The sequence below is a fragment of the Pseudomonas sp. Irchel 3H7 genome (assembly GCF_900187605.1).
In the GTDB taxonomy this organism is placed as follows: Bacteria; Pseudomonadota; Gammaproteobacteria; order Pseudomonadales; family Pseudomonadaceae; genus Aquipseudomonas.
Window position 1 is genome coordinate 332198 of sequence record NZ_FYEA01000004.1, and the last position, 13182, is coordinate 345379.

At 59.0% G+C, this 13182-nt stretch carries 18 protein-coding genes; 10 read left to right on the plus strand and 8 right to left on the minus strand.

Annotated elements, in window-relative coordinates; genetic code table 11:
• Positions 1–4: 4 nt before the first annotated feature.
• From CKW38_RS09990 to CKW38_RS10010, 5 genes are all read right to left on the minus strand, one after another.
• A complete protein-coding gene (locus CKW38_RS09990; RefSeq protein WP_095112658.1) occupies positions 5–916 on the minus strand; it encodes an SDR family oxidoreductase in 912 nt (303 codons plus the stop codon).
• Between the two features lie 209 nt (positions 917–1125).
• Positions 1126–2028 (minus strand): alpha/beta fold hydrolase, encoded by a 903-nt coding sequence (locus CKW38_RS09995; RefSeq protein ID WP_095112659.1) that lies wholly within the window; start codon positions 2026–2028, stop codon positions 1126–1128.
• On the minus strand, positions 2028–2810 hold the full coding sequence (locus tag CKW38_RS10000) for a class II aldolase/adducin family protein (RefSeq protein WP_007950070.1): 783 nt from the start codon (positions 2808–2810) through the stop codon (positions 2028–2030). Before CKW38_RS10000 ends, CKW38_RS09995 begins: the two co-directional genes overlap by 1 nt.
• Before the next feature lie 131 nt (positions 2811–2941).
• Positions 2942–3628 carry an LrgB family protein gene (locus CKW38_RS10005; RefSeq protein WP_095112660.1) on the minus strand — a complete coding sequence of 229 codons (687 nt, stop codon included), beginning with the start codon at positions 3626–3628 and terminating at the stop codon, positions 2942–2944.
• Positions 3618–4004, minus strand: a complete 387-nt coding sequence (locus tag CKW38_RS10010; protein ID WP_007914242.1) for a CidA/LrgA family protein — start codon at positions 4002–4004, stop codon at positions 3618–3620. Before CKW38_RS10010 ends, CKW38_RS10005 begins: the two co-directional genes overlap by 11 nt.
• 95 nt (positions 4005–4099) lie before the next feature.
• On the opposite strand from CKW38_RS10010, the gene CKW38_RS10015 reads away from it, so the two are divergent.
• A complete protein-coding gene (locus CKW38_RS10015) occupies positions 4100–4987 on the plus strand; it encodes a LysR substrate-binding domain-containing protein (protein WP_007914245.1) in 888 nt (295 codons plus the stop codon).
• Here CKW38_RS10015 and CKW38_RS10020 read toward each other — a convergent pair.
• Positions 4977–5432: a flavodoxin gene (locus CKW38_RS10020; protein WP_095112661.1), complete on the minus strand. Its 456-nt coding sequence runs from the start codon at positions 5430–5432 to the stop codon at positions 4977–4979. The genes CKW38_RS10015 and CKW38_RS10020 overlap by 11 nt on opposite strands.
• A 153-nt stretch (positions 5433–5585) precedes the next feature.
• On the opposite strand from CKW38_RS10020, the gene CKW38_RS10025 reads away from it, so the two are divergent.
• Together CKW38_RS10025 and CKW38_RS10030 are read left to right on the plus strand one after the other, a co-directional pair.
• Complete coding sequence (locus tag CKW38_RS10025; RefSeq protein WP_095112662.1) at positions 5586–6062, plus strand: PAS domain-containing protein; 477 nt, start codon at positions 5586–5588, stop codon at positions 6060–6062.
• 54 nt (positions 6063–6116) lie between these two features.
• Positions 6117–6722 (plus strand): hypothetical protein, encoded by a 606-nt coding sequence (locus tag CKW38_RS10030; RefSeq protein WP_007914250.1) that lies wholly within the window; start codon positions 6117–6119, stop codon positions 6720–6722.
• Positions 6723–6725: 3 nt separating this feature from the next.
• On the opposite strand, the gene CKW38_RS10035 is transcribed toward CKW38_RS10030, so the two are convergent.
• A complete protein-coding gene (locus CKW38_RS10035) occupies positions 6726–7685 on the minus strand; it encodes a MerR family transcriptional regulator (RefSeq protein WP_007914252.1) in 960 nt (319 codons plus the stop codon).
• Between the two features lie 213 nt (positions 7686–7898).
• Here CKW38_RS10035 and CKW38_RS10040 point away from each other — a divergent pair, with 213 nt between their 5' ends.
• From CKW38_RS10040 to CKW38_RS10065, 6 genes are all read left to right on the plus strand, one after another.
• Complete coding sequence (locus CKW38_RS10040) at positions 7899–8465, plus strand: antibiotic biosynthesis monooxygenase (protein WP_095112663.1); 567 nt, start codon at positions 7899–7901, stop codon at positions 8463–8465.
• A 133-nt stretch (positions 8466–8598) separates the two neighbouring features.
• Positions 8599–9309 (plus strand): dihydromonapterin reductase, encoded by a 711-nt coding sequence (gene folM / locus CKW38_RS10045; protein ID WP_095112664.1) that lies wholly within the window; start codon positions 8599–8601, stop codon positions 9307–9309.
• Positions 9310–9330: 21 nt separating this feature from the next.
• Entirely contained in the window at positions 9331–9891 is a 561-nt protein-coding gene (folE, locus tag CKW38_RS10050) for a GTP cyclohydrolase I FolE (protein WP_007914261.1), read from the plus strand.
• Positions 9892–10263: a dihydroneopterin triphosphate 2'-epimerase gene (gene folX / locus CKW38_RS10055; RefSeq protein WP_007914273.1), complete on the plus strand. Its 372-nt coding sequence runs from the start codon at positions 9892–9894 to the stop codon at positions 10261–10263. It abuts the gene before it with no gap.
• A gap of 68 nt (positions 10264–10331) precedes the next feature.
• Positions 10332–10628 carry a DUF1244 domain-containing protein gene (locus tag CKW38_RS10060; protein WP_007914276.1) on the plus strand — a complete coding sequence of 99 codons (297 nt, stop codon included), beginning with the start codon at positions 10332–10334 and terminating at the stop codon, positions 10626–10628.
• The gene (locus CKW38_RS10065; RefSeq protein WP_007914278.1) at positions 10621–10959 is read left to right on the plus strand and encodes a HopJ type III effector protein; all 339 of its coding nucleotides are present in this window, start codon (positions 10621–10623) and stop codon (positions 10957–10959) included. Before CKW38_RS10060 ends, CKW38_RS10065 begins: the two co-directional genes overlap by 8 nt.
• A 183-nt stretch (positions 10960–11142) precedes the next feature.
• Here the strand turns inward: CKW38_RS10065 and trxB are convergent, their stop codons facing one another.
• Positions 11143–12105, minus strand: a complete 963-nt coding sequence (gene trxB, locus CKW38_RS10070; protein ID WP_007912350.1) for a thioredoxin-disulfide reductase — start codon at positions 12103–12105, stop codon at positions 11143–11145.
• Between the two features lie 311 nt (positions 12106–12416).
• On the opposite strand from trxB, the gene cysZ reads away from it, so the two are divergent.
• On the plus strand, positions 12417–13169 hold the full coding sequence (cysZ, locus tag CKW38_RS10080; RefSeq protein WP_095112665.1) for a sulfate transporter CysZ: 753 nt from the start codon (positions 12417–12419) through the stop codon (positions 13167–13169).
• Positions 13170–13182 lie beyond the last annotated feature (13 nt).

Genomic DNA, 13182 nt, shown 5'->3' on the forward strand with positions numbered 1-13182 from the left:
GTACTTAAAGCGAATACTTCTGCAAATTCGCCATCATTTCCTTCAACGCCTCAATATTGTCCTTCGGATGCGCCGCCCCTTCGAAATCACAGATCTGCTGCCAGTGCGCCGCGACATCTTCCGGCGAGAAGCCTACGCGCGGGTCGAACCCAGCGCCGAGGCTGCGTTCCCAACGCACCTTGCCCATCCAGCCGCCACCGACCTCGAACAGCCCGGAGGTTTCCTGGCATTGTTCACTGGCCAGATACACCACCAACGGGCTGACCAGTTCCGGTTTGAGTTGCTCGAACACTTGCGGCGGAATGAGGCCCTCGGTCATGCGCGTGCCGCCGGTAGGCGCGATGGCGTTGACGAGGATGTTGTTCTTGCGACCTTCTATGGCCAAGGTGCGGGTCAGACCGTAAAGGCCGAGTTTGGCCATGCCGTAGTTGGACTGGCCGAAGTTGCCGTAGATACCTGAAGTCGAGGCAGTGAAGATCACCCGGCCGTAGTTTTGCTCGCGCAGGTGCGGCCACGCGGCGCGGGTGACTTTGTAGGCGCCTTCGACGTGGACGCGGTAAACCAGATCCCAGTCGGCGTCGTCCATTTTGTGGAAGGTCTTGTCGCGCAGGATTCCGGCGTTGTTGACGACGACATCGACCCGGCCGAAGACGTCGAGGGCGTTTTGTACCAGTTTGTCGCCGTCGGTGACCGAGTCGTGGTTGGCTTCGGCGATACCGCCAGCCCCACGAATTTCCGCAACCACGCGATCAGCGGCGGAGGCATTGGCGCCTTCGCCCTGAGTCGAGCCGCCAAGATCATTGACCAGCACTTTGGCGCCCTGTTTGGCAAACAACAATGCGTGGGCGCGTCCGAGGCCGCCACCGGCTCCGGTGACGATGACGACTTTATCTTCGAAACGCACAGACTCATTCATCGCAGCAACTCCAGCAGGCCAGTATTGATCCTGAGTGTCAGGCACAGGGCTTTGGGTCACAACGAACACGGCTGAGGCTGAATGGTGCGCGATAAGGTTGGGGGATGATGAGGGCGTCAAAGAAACAAAAGATCAAAAGATCGCAGCCTTCGGCAGCTCCTACATTGGATCTGTGTAGGAGCTGCCGAAGGCTGCGATCTTTTGATCTGTCAGGAGCAGGCGACTTTGCGCGGCGGCAGCACAAAACGATCGCGAAACGCCAGATAGTGCTTGAGCACCTGCACCGGCGCCTCGGTCTGGGGATAGTGACCGATCCCCGGCAACAGCACCGTGTCCGCGTCCGGGATCAACTCGCGATAGCGCTCGACCATGTGCGCCCCGGAAATCGGATCGACTTCGCCATCGATCACCCGCAGGGGGATTTCGCCACGCTGCATCGCGCTCACCCAACGATCACGCTGCACCCGGCGCTCGGGAATGTAGCTGATCAATTTGTGCATGATCCGTGGCCCGCGATTGCTGTCGACCAGGCTCCAGAAATCGTCCAGCTCGCTTTCGCTCGGCCGCGTTTGCGGACCGAAGATCTGCCGGAAGCTTTTCACCAGAGCATCGCGTGTAAACGCGCGGCCAATCATCCAGCCCAGTGGACTGAGCAGCAGTTTCTGCATCAGCACCGGGCGATGGGTTTCCGGAAACAATCCGCCGTTGAGAAACACGCAACTGGCGATCTCGATCTTGTCTTCGTAGTGTCGGGCAAGCAGTTCTTGCGCAACGCTGTCACCGTAATCATGCGCCAGCACATGCACCGGTTGTTCGACCTGTAAATGCGCGAGCAAGGCCTGTTGCAGGTCAGCCTGTTCCAGCAGGCTGTAGGTGTGATTGAGCGGTTTGGCCGAATCGCCAAAACCGAGCATGTCGCAGGCAATCACCCGATAACGCTGGGCCAGTGGCTGCCACAGGTAGTGCCAATCCCAACTGGCAGTCGGAAAGCCGTGGATCAGCAACAGCGGCTCACCCTGCCCCGCCGCCCAATAGCGAATCGGCTGACCACGAAAAACAAACGTCTGGCTGCGTTTACGCCAGACACACAGAGGAATCTCGGCAAGAGGCATTAGAGTTTATATCCGGGGTCTTGTTTATCGAGTTTGCGCAGCAACGCCGGCCAGGCCAGCGCGCCACCCATGCCTTGAGCACTTTTGGTGACGCCAGCGATCATCGCTTTGGCGCCTGCCAGAATCTGCGGTTCGATAGCGATGAGTTCCGCGCCACCGGTTTGCGCCATGACCTGAATGTCGCACGCGCGCTGGAAGGTAAACATCATCAGAAAGGTATCGGCGATGGTGCCGCCACAGGTCAGCAGACCGTGGTTGTGCAGCATCAGGAAATTGTTCTCGCCCAGATCCGCCTGAAGGCGCGCCTTCTCTTCATGGTTCAGCGCCACGCCTTCATAGGCGTGATACGCCAGGCTCGACAGCACGAACAGCGACTGCTGGCTGATTGGCAACACGCCCTGCTTTTGCGCCGACACCGCGACACCTGAGGCGGTGTGCGTATGCAGCACGCAAACCACATCGTGCCGCACTTCGTGCACGGCGCTGTGGATGGTGTAGCCGGCGGGGTTGATCTCGTAAGGGCTGTCCATGAGTTTGTTGCCGGCCTGATCGACTTTCACCAGGCTCGACGCGGTGATCTCATGGAACATCAGACCGAACGGGTTGATCAGGAAATCTTCGGTGCCCGGCACCTTGGCGGAAATATGCGTGAAGATCAGATCGTCCCAGCCATGGGCGGCGACCAGACGATAACAAGCGGCGAGATCGACTCGGGTCTGCCATTCCGCAGCACTGACCTGGTCTTTGACATTAAGGGACGATTGGACGGGGGCTACGCTCACTGTATGCACCTCTGCGTTCTTATTGTTCTGCACGTGTCAGCAGTCTAGTCAGGCGCAGAGCATCGCGTAGTTGCATTGGCAGCCAGCTTGATGACTGAGCGGGTCAGCCAGGCAAACTCCTTGGATCCATGTCAAAGCAACGACGCCAACAAAGGCGCGGCAAACAGATTGAGCAATCCGGTCAGCACCATCACCAGCCCGGCAACAGAGCCTTCTTCGCCGCCGACTTCATGGGCCCGGCTGACCCCGGCACCGTGCGCGCCAACCCCGAACAACGCACCCCGCGCCAAAGCACTGCGCAACGGCAACCACTTCAACAACACGCCGCCAAGCATCGCGCCAAACACCCCGGTGAACATTACAAAAACCGCCGTCAACTCCGGCACGCCCCCCAGGTTCTGTGCCAGCGGCATGGCGAACGGTGTGGTGATCGAACGCGGCACCAGCGACATCGTCACCGAACTGTCGAGCGCCAGCGCCCCGGCCAGTCCGAACGAGGTGCCGATCGAGGCAGCACTGCCGGCAACCATGCCCAACAGCAGTGCCGACCAGTGCCGCATCAGCAAGCGCCGTTGCTGCCAGATCGGCACGGCGAAAGCCACGGTGACCGGGCCCAGCACCAGCATCAGCCAGTGGGTATTGCTGGAGTATTCGGCATAAGCCGTGTGCAACGGCACCGCGAGCGCCAGCAGTAACGCCGGCACCAGAATCAGTGGCGACAAAACGTAGCGCCCGGTGCGCCGATACAACCAGCGGCTGAACAGGTACGCCAACAGGGTGAAGGCCAGCCAGAACATCGGCATCCATTCAAGCTTCATGGGACCGCCTCATGCGCACGGCAAGCTCGACTGTGAAAGCCGTTACCAGCATCACCATCAAGGTGCTGGCGGCAATCACCAACAAGATCCGCCAGCCGTCATTGCGCAACAGCGCGCCGTAGTCGAGCAGACTCATCAGCGCCGGAATGAAAAACAACAACATCTCGGCCATCAGCAAGCCCGCGCCCAATTGCAGCGCCGCCGGTTTCACCCAGCCAAAGGCAAATGCCAGCAGCAACAGCGCCATGCCGACTACGCCACCGGGAATCGGCCACGCCAGCCAGGCCGCCACTTGGCAACCGAGCAGGTAAAGGCCGAGCAATACCGCGAGTTCGGCGAGAAGACGAGACAGATGTTTGAGGGTGACGACGTTCATGATTTTGCTCCTGACAGGGGCATATTTTACGAAGCGCGCTGCCATCCCCGAAGCGAATTGTTAGACTCAATGCCATTCCAAAATGGAATCAGGCTATGGAACTCAAACAGCTGCGCAGTTTTGTCGAAGTCATGCATCAGGGCGGCTTCACCCAAGCCGCAAAAACCCTGCACATCAGCCAGTCAGCGGTGAGCAAACAAATCGCGCAACTGGAACAGAGCCTCGGCACGCCATTGCTCGAACGGCTCGGTTCGCAACTGCGCCTGACCGCCGCGGGCGGCGTGGTGCTGCAACGGGCCGAGAGCATGCTGCGCTTGCGCAATGAATTGCTCGCAGAACTGGATGATCTGAGTCATCTGGTGCGTGGAGAACTGCGCCTCGGACTGCCACTGCTGGGCAGTGACGCGCTGTTCGCCGGGCTGTTTGCCGAATACCGACGACGCTATCCGAATATCAACATTCAGTTGCTTGAGGGTGGCAGCCGCAATGTTGAACAAGCGGTGCTCAGCGGTGAACTGGAGTTGGGCGGCAGTCTGTTACCGAAGGATCCGCAATTCGACTGTCAGCCGTTCTGTGATGAGCCTCTCGACGCCCTGCTGCCGGCAGATCATCCGCTGGCAGGTCGGGGTGAGATCGGCCTGGAAGAATTGGCCGAGACGCCATTCCTGCTCTATCAACGCAGCTTCGTGCTCAACGACCGCTTGCTGCAGGCATGCCAGCAATTGGGCTTCACGCCGAAGGAAGGCGGACGCAGCGGTCAGGCGGATTTTCTTGCGGCGCTGGTGGCCGCCGGGCAAGGCGTGGTGCTGTTGCCCAGCGTGGTTGCACGCGGCCTGGTGCGGCCAGGCGTGGTGCGTCTGACCTTGCGAGCGCCGGATTATCTGCGTTGGGATATCGCGTTTATCTGGCGTCGCGGTGCGTATCTGTCGAAAGCCGCACAGGCGTGGCTGAGCCTGCTGCGCGAGCGGGCGATCAACCCTTGAGCGTGTCGATCAACTGCGCCAGCCAAGGCTCGGCGTCGGTTTCCGGGGTGACGCTTTCGCTGGCGTCGATGCGCAGCATTTCTTGCACTTCACGTACGCCGAGTTCGCCAAACAGTTCCCGCATTTGCTCGCCACCGCCGCAGAAGGTGTCGCCGTAACTGGCGTCGCCCAAGGCAATCACTGCGCCCGGCAAACCGCGCCATGCGGCTGGCAACTGGTCGCGAATCGCCGAATACAGCGGTTGCAGGTTGTCGGGCAATTCGCCCATGCCGGTGGTCGAGGTCACCGCGAGCAATGCTTCGGGGCCGAACGCCTGAATGTCGGCGAGGCTGGCGCGCGAGTTGTAGAAGGTTTCAAAGCCAGCGTCTTTCAACAGGTTCTGGGCGTGGCGGGCGACTTCTTCGGCGGTGCCGTAGACCGAACCGGAGAGGATGGCGACTTTCATCAATCTGATCCTGAAACTGAAAAAAAGAGCGGCGATAGTAACAGCCTCCAATGCAAAGCTGCGACTGGATCTCAATTGGCGGTAATGGCCAGTAGACAGCGCCTACGGTTCTTCTAGAATGCGTGCCACTGACAACTCTGAAAGGATTCAAAGATGATCAACGCCAGCCTGCTGCAAATGGTAATCAACGCGTCGAACGACGGCATCGTGGTCGCCGAAAAGGAAGGTGAACAGAACGATATCCTGATCTATGTGAACCCGGCCTTTGAACGACTGACCGGCTACACCAGTGAGGAAATCCTCTATCAGGACTGCCGCTTTCTGCAGTCTGGAGACCGAGATCAGGACAGCCTGAAACTGATTCGCGAAACGCTGGATAACGGCGGCTCGTGCCGGGAAATCCTGCGCAACTATCGCAAGGACGGTACGCCGTTCTGGAATGAACTGTCGATTTCGACGGTGAAAAACGTCGAAGACGGGCAAACATATTTCGTTGGCGTGCAGAAGGACGTCACCGTTCAGGTCAAGGCGCAACAGCGCGTTGTTCAACTGGAAGCTGAAGTCGCTGCCCTCAAAGCAGAATTGGCTGCACTGAAAGCGACAAACGGTCAAAACAAAATCGCGAACTAAGTGTCATTAACTACAATCACCAATGACTTTGTATCTATATCTTTCGAGTTAGCCATGCAGCGCGACGCCCTCCTCACTCAGGATGAGCTGGATTTCATCCAGACCATGCAGCACAACCCGCAACTGAACGTGCGGGATGCGACGTCGAGTCTGCTGGTTAACGGCGGTTCACAGATCCGCGATTTGCTCACGCGCCTGGCCGCGCACGAGCAAGTGACCATTCAGGCCAACTTCGAAAACCAGCAGATGACCTTCCCGTTGCACCTGGTGGAAGATGAGTTTCACGCACTGCATCTGCGCCTCGGCGTGCCGAGTATTTACGAAGACGGCCCGATGGTACGGCCATGGCGCTTGACGCTCGAAGAGCCGGTAGCCCTGGAAAACGCCAAAGGTCAGCCAGGAATGTTGTGGGTACACGAGGTTTCGCACAAAGGTGTGCTGCTGGAAGTGCGCAACAAGACCAAACCGCCCAAGCATTTCGCGTTGTGGTTCAGCCCTTCGGGTTACGAGCGGATTTCATTGCGCGGTAATTTCGAACGGGAAACCGAAAGCGGGTTCTACGCCTACGAGTTGAGCCAGACCGATACCGACGAAACCGAACGTCTGCGCCAGTTCATCCTGCAGCAACACCGCCTCACGCATCCTGCCCTTCACACCTGAGTTTCAGGTATCCAGATTGCCGGCCAGAAACTGCAGCATGCGTTGACGCATGTTTGCGCCTTCATTGCCCAGACAAGCAACAGAGGATCCGGCCAGGCTGTCCTGCGCCAGATCTGAAGCATCGCCCGCCAGCATCAACTGACAATCGAGACTCAATGCCAACCGGTTCAGACGTCGAGGCAATTCGGTGCTGGGCGCGTGATTGGAAAACAGCACGAGTGCATCAGGTTTGATCTTTTCGCACACCAACGTCAGCTCATCGAACGGCTGACCTGTCGTCAGCACGCGAACACCGGAATTGCTATCGCTGAGAAACAGCGCCGCCACCAGCAATTCCAGCTCTCGACATTGCCCGGCCAACGCGCTGACGATCACCCGGCGCGGTTGAGTGCCACGCAACATGACGATCCGTTGCAACACCCGCGCCCGCAGGAACCCGTCGAAGAACAGCCACTCGCTGGTCTGCCCGAAAGCGTCTTGGCGCTGCAGCAATTGCAGCCACAGCGGCATGAGGATGTCCTGAAACACCACCGGCAATGAGTATGAAGAGAAAATCTGACCATAGACGCGGTCCAGTTGCTGGTCGTCGAACGCACTCACCGCCTGCTGGATCTGCTCCTGCCATTGCAGGTAATCGGCTTGCACCAAATCATCGGGGATGATGTGCGCCAGCACTTTCTTCGGTTCGGTTTTAGCCAGGATCTTGCCGACTTTACTCACGGCAACACCACGATCAATCCAGTCAACGATGCCGCGCACGCGCTCGATATCGGTCATCGAGTAGAGCCGGTGCCCGCTTTCGGTGCGTGTCGGCTGAATCAAACCATAGCGCCGCTCCCAGGCGCGCAAGGTCACCGGGTTGACACCGGTGAGGCGCGCAACCTCGCGGATCGGGAACAGATCGGCGCGCTCGAGCGCAACAGATGCCTCCAAAGCAGGGCTTGCGTCGGTGATCACAGGCATATGGCGCTCAACTTCCATGTCGGTTCAATTGGATCCCATTCTAACGCTTATGTCCCATTGGGTTTCAAGTGATGAAATGCGACGAAAGTCGCTGGTTTATTCGCGAAAAAACGGAATAATCCTTGCTTGCTGAAAAACGCAGGCCTCTACCCCGGTCCTGCGTCAGGCGAAATTCCTACCCGGAGTGACGCACTAGAAATACGGAGATACAAAATGTCTACTTCCCCCGTCACGCTGATGGTTGCCCGTCGCGTCGCCGACGGCCGTTATCATGATTTGATCGCCTGGCTGCGCGAAGGCGAACAACTGGCCACTGATTTCCCCGGTTACCTGGGCTCTGGCGTGCTCGCTCCGCCCCCCGGCGACAACGAATTCCAGATCATTTTCCGCTTTGCCGACGAACACACGCTGCATGCGTGGGAACATTCGGCGTCCCGCACCGCGTGGTTGAGCCGTGGCAGCGATCTGTTTGCCCACCCGAAAGAGCATCGGGTCAGCGGTATCGAAGGTTGGTTCGGCGCGGTCGGTCAGCGTCCACCGCGCTGGAAGCAGGCCGTCGCGATCTGGCTGGCGTTCTTTCCAGTGTCACTGCTGTTCAACTTTGTCCTCGGCCCGTTGCTTGCCGACATGAGTTTGTTGCCGCGCGTGCTGATCAGCACGGCGTGCCTGACGCCGCTGATGGTTTACTTCTTTATTCCATTGTCGACCCGCTTGCTGGCGAACTGGCTGAACAGCACGCCGGTGCGACTGCCTGTTTCGGCAGCACCTCAGAAACATTAAAGATCGCAGCCTCGTTGCACTCGACAGCTCCTACAGGACTGAATACAGACCAGAGTAGGAGCTGCCGAAGGCTGCGATCTTTTCAGGCTCGTCGCTGTTATAGTTTTTGCTCCAGCCGCGACGCGAGCCGTTCATGACCCTTTCTTCCGCTCCGATCCTCATCACCGGTGCCGGCCAGCGTGTCGGCCTGCATTGCGCGCAGCGGTTACTCGAAGACGGCCATCGCGTCATCTTCACCTACCGCAGCGAACGCCCCGGCGTGCAAACGCTGCGTGATCTGGGCGCCATCGGCCTGTTCGCCGACTTTTCCAGCGAGGCCGCGATTCTCGCCTTTATCGAAGCACTGAAAACCCACACCGAGAGCCTGCGCGCCATCGTGCACAACGCTTCCGAATGGCTGGCCGAAACTCCGGGCAGCGAGGCCGAAGCCTTCACGCGCATGTTCAATCTGCACATGCTCGCACCGTATCTGATCAACCTGCACTGTGGCGAATTGCTGCAACGCTCGACGCCCGCCGACATCATCCACATCAGCGACGATGTCACCCGCAAAGGCAGCAGCAAGCACATCGGCTATTGCGCGACCAAGACCGGGCTCGACAGCCTGACCCTGTCCTTCGCCGCCCGCTATGCGCCGGCCATCAAGGTCAACGGCATCGCGCCAGCCCTGCTATTGTTCAATCCCGACGACGACGCGGCGTACCGCGCCAAGGCCCTGGCAAAATCCGCGCTGGGCATCGAGCCCGGCAGCGAAGTGATCTATCAGAGCCTGCGCTATCTGCTCGACAACCCTTATGTCACCGGTACGACCCTGACCGTCAACGGCGGAAGGCACGTCAAATAACACCTGCCTGCGAGGCTGCCCATGAGCCGCTCACTGCCCGAGAACTACCGCGAAATCCTCATCGGCCTCGGTGAAGATCCCGACCGCGAAGGACTGCTCGATACGCCAGTGCGCGCGGCCAAGGCCATGCAATACCTGTGTCACGGTTACGAACAGAGCGTCGATGAGATTGTTAACGGCGCGCTGTTTGCCTCGGACAGTGACGAAATGATCATCGTCGCCGACATCGAGTTGTACTCGTTGTGCGAACATCACCTGTTGCCCTTCATCGGCAAGGCCCATGTGGCTTATATTCCGACAGGCAAGGTGCTGGGCCTGTCGAAAATCGCGCGACTGGTGGACATGTTCGCCCGGCGCCTGCAGATTCAGGAAAACCTCACCCGGCAAATTGCCGATGCGGTGCAACAGGTCACCGATGCTGCCGGCGTCGCCGTCGTCATTGAGGCCAGACACATGTGCATGATGATGCGCGGTGTCGAAAAACAGAATTCGACCATGAACACCTCGGTCATGCTCGGCGCGTTCCGCGAGTCGAGCAACACCCGCCAGGAGTTCCTGCAATTGATTGGACGGAGCAAGTAAATGCCACAACTTCAGCCGGGAATGGCGCGCATCCGGGTCAAGGATCTGCGCTTGCGCACCTTTATCGGGATCAACGAGGACGAAATCCTCAACAAGCAGGATGTGCTGATCAACCTGACCATTCTGTATGCCGCGCAGGAAGCGGTGCGTGACAACGACATTGATCACGCACTGAATTACCGCACGATCACCAAAGCGATCATCGCCCACGTCGAGGGCAATCGCTTTGCGCTGCTTGAACGCCTGACTCAGGAATTGCTCGATCTGGTGATGAGCAACGGTTCGGTGCTGTACGCCGAAGTCGAAGTCGACAAGCCCCATGCGTTGCGATTTGCCGAGTCGGTTTCGATCACACTCGCCGCCAGCCGCTGAGTGCGTCTGGCGCATTGGCCGTCAGACTTTTATCATCCGCGCCACGATTTGACTGCACAGAGCCCATCATGACCGAGCAACAACGCCTCGAACTCGAAGCCGCCGCCTTCCGCCGGCTGGTCGCCCACCTGGACAGCCGCAAGGACGTACAGAACATCGACCTGATGAACCTCGCCGGGTTCTGCCGCAACTGCCTGTCGAAGTGGTACAAGGCCGAAGCCGACGAGCGCCAGATCGAGGTCAGCCTCGACGATGCTCGCGAAGTGGTTTACGGCATGCCATACGCCGAGTGGAAAGCCCAATATCAGCAAGAAGCCAACGCCGACCAGCAAGCGGCGTTCGCCAAAGGAAAAACCCATGAGTGACCTGAACACCCTGCGCACCAGCCTCAAAAGCGGCGAACACGCTTTCGCCGACACCCTGGCGTTCATCGCCGCCGGTTACGATTATCAGCCGCAAGCCTTCAACAACGGTGGTGTGGAAAACGCCGCCGGGCAGAACGAAGGTTCGTGCAAGACTTTGGGTCTGGCGTTGCTCGAAGGTCTGAGCGATGAAGAAGCGCTGTTGGCGTTCGGCGAGCATTACCGTTCGGTGGTGGCGACGCCTGAGGGCAGTGATCACGGCAATATCCGTGCATTGATCAAACACGGCCTGGCCGGCGTCAAATTCACCGCACAGCCCCTGACTCGCCGCTGATTCCAGCTGCAACGCCCCCCCTGTAGGAGTGAGCCTGCTCGCGATAGCGGTGTATCAGTCGACTCATATGTTGACCGGTACACCGCTATCGCGAGCAGGCTCACTCCTACAATGAATTGCGTTGGAGCAGGAGTAACGGGCACAAAAAAACCGGCCGAAGCCGGTTTTTTTATGCCTGCGATCTTAGAACGAAGCGTTCTGCAGACCGTCCAGGTAACGCTCGGTGTCCAGTGCCGCCATGCAGCCGGCGCCGGCCGAAGTGATCGCCTGACGGTAAACGTGGTCAGCCACGTCACCGGCGGCAAAGATGCCTTCGACGCTGGTCGCAGTCGCATTGCCTTCACGGCCGCCGTGCACCACCAGATAACCGTCTTTGAGGGTCAACTGGCCTTCGAACAGCGAAGTGTTCGGAGTGTGGCCGATGGCAATGAACACGCCGTCAACGGTGATTTCATCGAAACTGCCGTCGTTGTTCTTCAGACGCGCACCGGTCACGCCCATGTTGTCGCCCAGGACTTCGTCGAGGTTGGCGTTCAACTTGAGGATGATCTTGCCTTCGGCGACGCGAGCGTTGAGCTTGTCGATCAGGATTTTCTCGGCGCGGAAGGTTTCGCGACGGTGGATCAGGGTTACGGTGCTGGCGATATTGGCCAGGTACAGTGCCTCTTCAACAGCGGTGTTGCCGCCGCCGACCACTGCAACAGGCTTGTTGCGGTAGAAGAAACCGTCGCAGGTCGCGCAGGCCGAAACGCCTTTGCCCATGAACGCTTCTTCCGAAGGCAGGCCCAGGTAACGAGCGCTGGCGCCGGTGGCGATGATCAGGGCGTCGCAGGTGTAGGTCGCGCTGTCGCCGGTCAGAGTGTAAGGCTTGGCAGCGAAGTCGACGGCGTTGATGTGATCGAAAACGATCTCGGTTTCAAAACGCTCGGCGTGCTCGCGCATGCGTTCCATCAGGGCTGGACCGGTCAGACCGTGGACATCGCCCGGCCAGTTGTCGACTTCGGTGGTGGTGGTCAGTTGACCGCCAGCCTGCATGCCGGTGATCAGCAGTGGCTTGAGGTTGGCACGGGCCGCGTATACCGCAGCGCTGTAACCGGCAGGGCCGGAACCGAGAATAATCACTCGCGAATGACGGACTTCAGACATGACCTGCTCCTGTTGACCGGGCCGAAAAACGGGCACGGATCGCCGGACTGCCGGCGGGAATAAAAAAGGACCGTGGAAAACCTTGGGGAAGGCTTGAGCTCGACAGTCCTGTAAAAAGTTGGGTGCAGCGTATCGAGGGGGGCAAGATTAAGGAAATACGGTTTAACAATCCAGCTCATAGGTGGTCTCTATGCCGACACACTGACGAGATGGACGTCTTTGTTACAGTGAATGTCGATCGCTCTGCCGCGCTTTCACAGGCGTTGCAAAGTCGGTAAGGTCGGCGCGTTTTCCCTTGCTCGGAGCACCTTATGCCCGCCCCTGTTCTGTCCGGCCCGCAATACCTGCGCGAAGGCCTGAAACTGGTCCTCAGCCCAGGCCTGCGCCTGTTCGTATTGTTGCCGCTGGTGATCAACCTGGTGCTGTTCGTCGGATTGATCTATCTGGCCGGCCACCAGTTCAGCCTGTGGGTCGATACGCTGATGCCGTCGCTGCCGGAATGGCTGAATTTCCTCAGCTACATCCTCTGGCCACTGTTTGTCGTGCTGGTGGCGCTGATGGTGTTTTTTACCTTCACCATGCTGGCCAACGTGATCGCCGCACCGTTCAACGGTTTCCTCGCGGAAAAAGTCGAAGTAGTAGTGCGCGGCACTGATGATTTCCCGGCGTTCAGCTGGGGTGAACTGATTGCGATGGTCCCGCGCACCCTCGCCCGGGAAATGCGCAAGCTCGGCTATTTCTTGCCCCGCGCGATCGGTCTGTTCATCCTCTCGTTCATCCCGGTGGTAAACATCATCGCCGCACCGCTGTGGTTGTTGTTCGGCGTGTGGATGATGGCGATCCAGTACATCGACTACCCGGCGGACAACCACAAACTGGGCTGGAACGAGATGCTCGCCTGGCTGCGGCAGAAGCGCTGGCAGAGCATGAGTTTTGGCGGGATCGTCTATCTGGTGCTGCTGATTCCGGTGGTCAACATTCTGATGATGCCGGCGGCGGTGGCCGGGGCGACGTTGTTTTGGGTGCGTGAACGCGGTGCTGAGAATCTCGTCACTCAACGCTGAGCACGTCACAAAT

Excerpts from the sequence above, each read along its gene's own strand:
- CKW38_RS09990 (WP_095112658.1), bottom strand. The coding sequence starts at position 916 with ATGAATGAGTCTGTGCGTTTCGAAGATAAAGTCGTCATCGTCACCGGA.
- CKW38_RS09995 (WP_095112659.1), bottom strand. The coding sequence starts at position 2,028 with ATGCCTCTTGCCGAGATTCCTCTGTGTGTCTGGCGTAAACGCAGCCAG.
- CKW38_RS10005 (WP_095112660.1), bottom strand. The coding sequence starts at position 3,628 with ATGAAGCTTGAATGGATGCCGATGTTCTGGCTGGCCTTCACCCTGTTG.
- CKW38_RS10010 (WP_007914242.1), bottom strand. The coding sequence starts at position 4,004 with ATGAACGTCGTCACCCTCAAACATCTGTCTCGTCTTCTCGCCGAACTC.
- CKW38_RS10015 (WP_007914245.1), top strand. The coding sequence starts at position 4,100 with ATGGAACTCAAACAGCTGCGCAGTTTTGTCGAAGTCATGCATCAGGGC.
- CKW38_RS10020 (WP_095112661.1), bottom strand. The coding sequence starts at position 5,432 with ATGAAAGTCGCCATCCTCTCCGGTTCGGTCTACGGCACCGCCGAAGAA.
- CKW38_RS10025 (WP_095112662.1), top strand. The coding sequence starts at position 5,586 with ATGATCAACGCCAGCCTGCTGCAAATGGTAATCAACGCGTCGAACGAC.
- CKW38_RS10030 (WP_007914250.1), top strand. The coding sequence starts at position 6,117 with ATGCAGCGCGACGCCCTCCTCACTCAGGATGAGCTGGATTTCATCCAG.
- CKW38_RS10035 (WP_007914252.1), bottom strand. The coding sequence starts at position 7,685 with ATGCCTGTGATCACCGACGCAAGCCCTGCTTTGGAGGCATCTGTTGCG.
- CKW38_RS10040 (WP_095112663.1), top strand. The coding sequence starts at position 7,899 with ATGTCTACTTCCCCCGTCACGCTGATGGTTGCCCGTCGCGTCGCCGAC.
- folM (WP_095112664.1), top strand. The coding sequence starts at position 8,599 with ATGACCCTTTCTTCCGCTCCGATCCTCATCACCGGTGCCGGCCAGCGT.
- folE (WP_007914261.1), top strand. The coding sequence starts at position 9,331 with ATGAGCCGCTCACTGCCCGAGAACTACCGCGAAATCCTCATCGGCCTC.
- folX (WP_007914273.1), top strand. The coding sequence starts at position 9,892 with ATGCCACAACTTCAGCCGGGAATGGCGCGCATCCGGGTCAAGGATCTG.
- CKW38_RS10060 (WP_007914276.1), top strand. The coding sequence starts at position 10,332 with ATGACCGAGCAACAACGCCTCGAACTCGAAGCCGCCGCCTTCCGCCGG.
- CKW38_RS10065 (WP_007914278.1), top strand. The coding sequence starts at position 10,621 with ATGAGTGACCTGAACACCCTGCGCACCAGCCTCAAAAGCGGCGAACAC.
- trxB (WP_007912350.1), bottom strand. The coding sequence starts at position 12,105 with ATGTCTGAAGTCCGTCATTCGCGAGTGATTATTCTCGGTTCCGGCCCT.
- cysZ (WP_095112665.1), top strand. The coding sequence starts at position 12,417 with ATGCCCGCCCCTGTTCTGTCCGGCCCGCAATACCTGCGCGAAGGCCTG.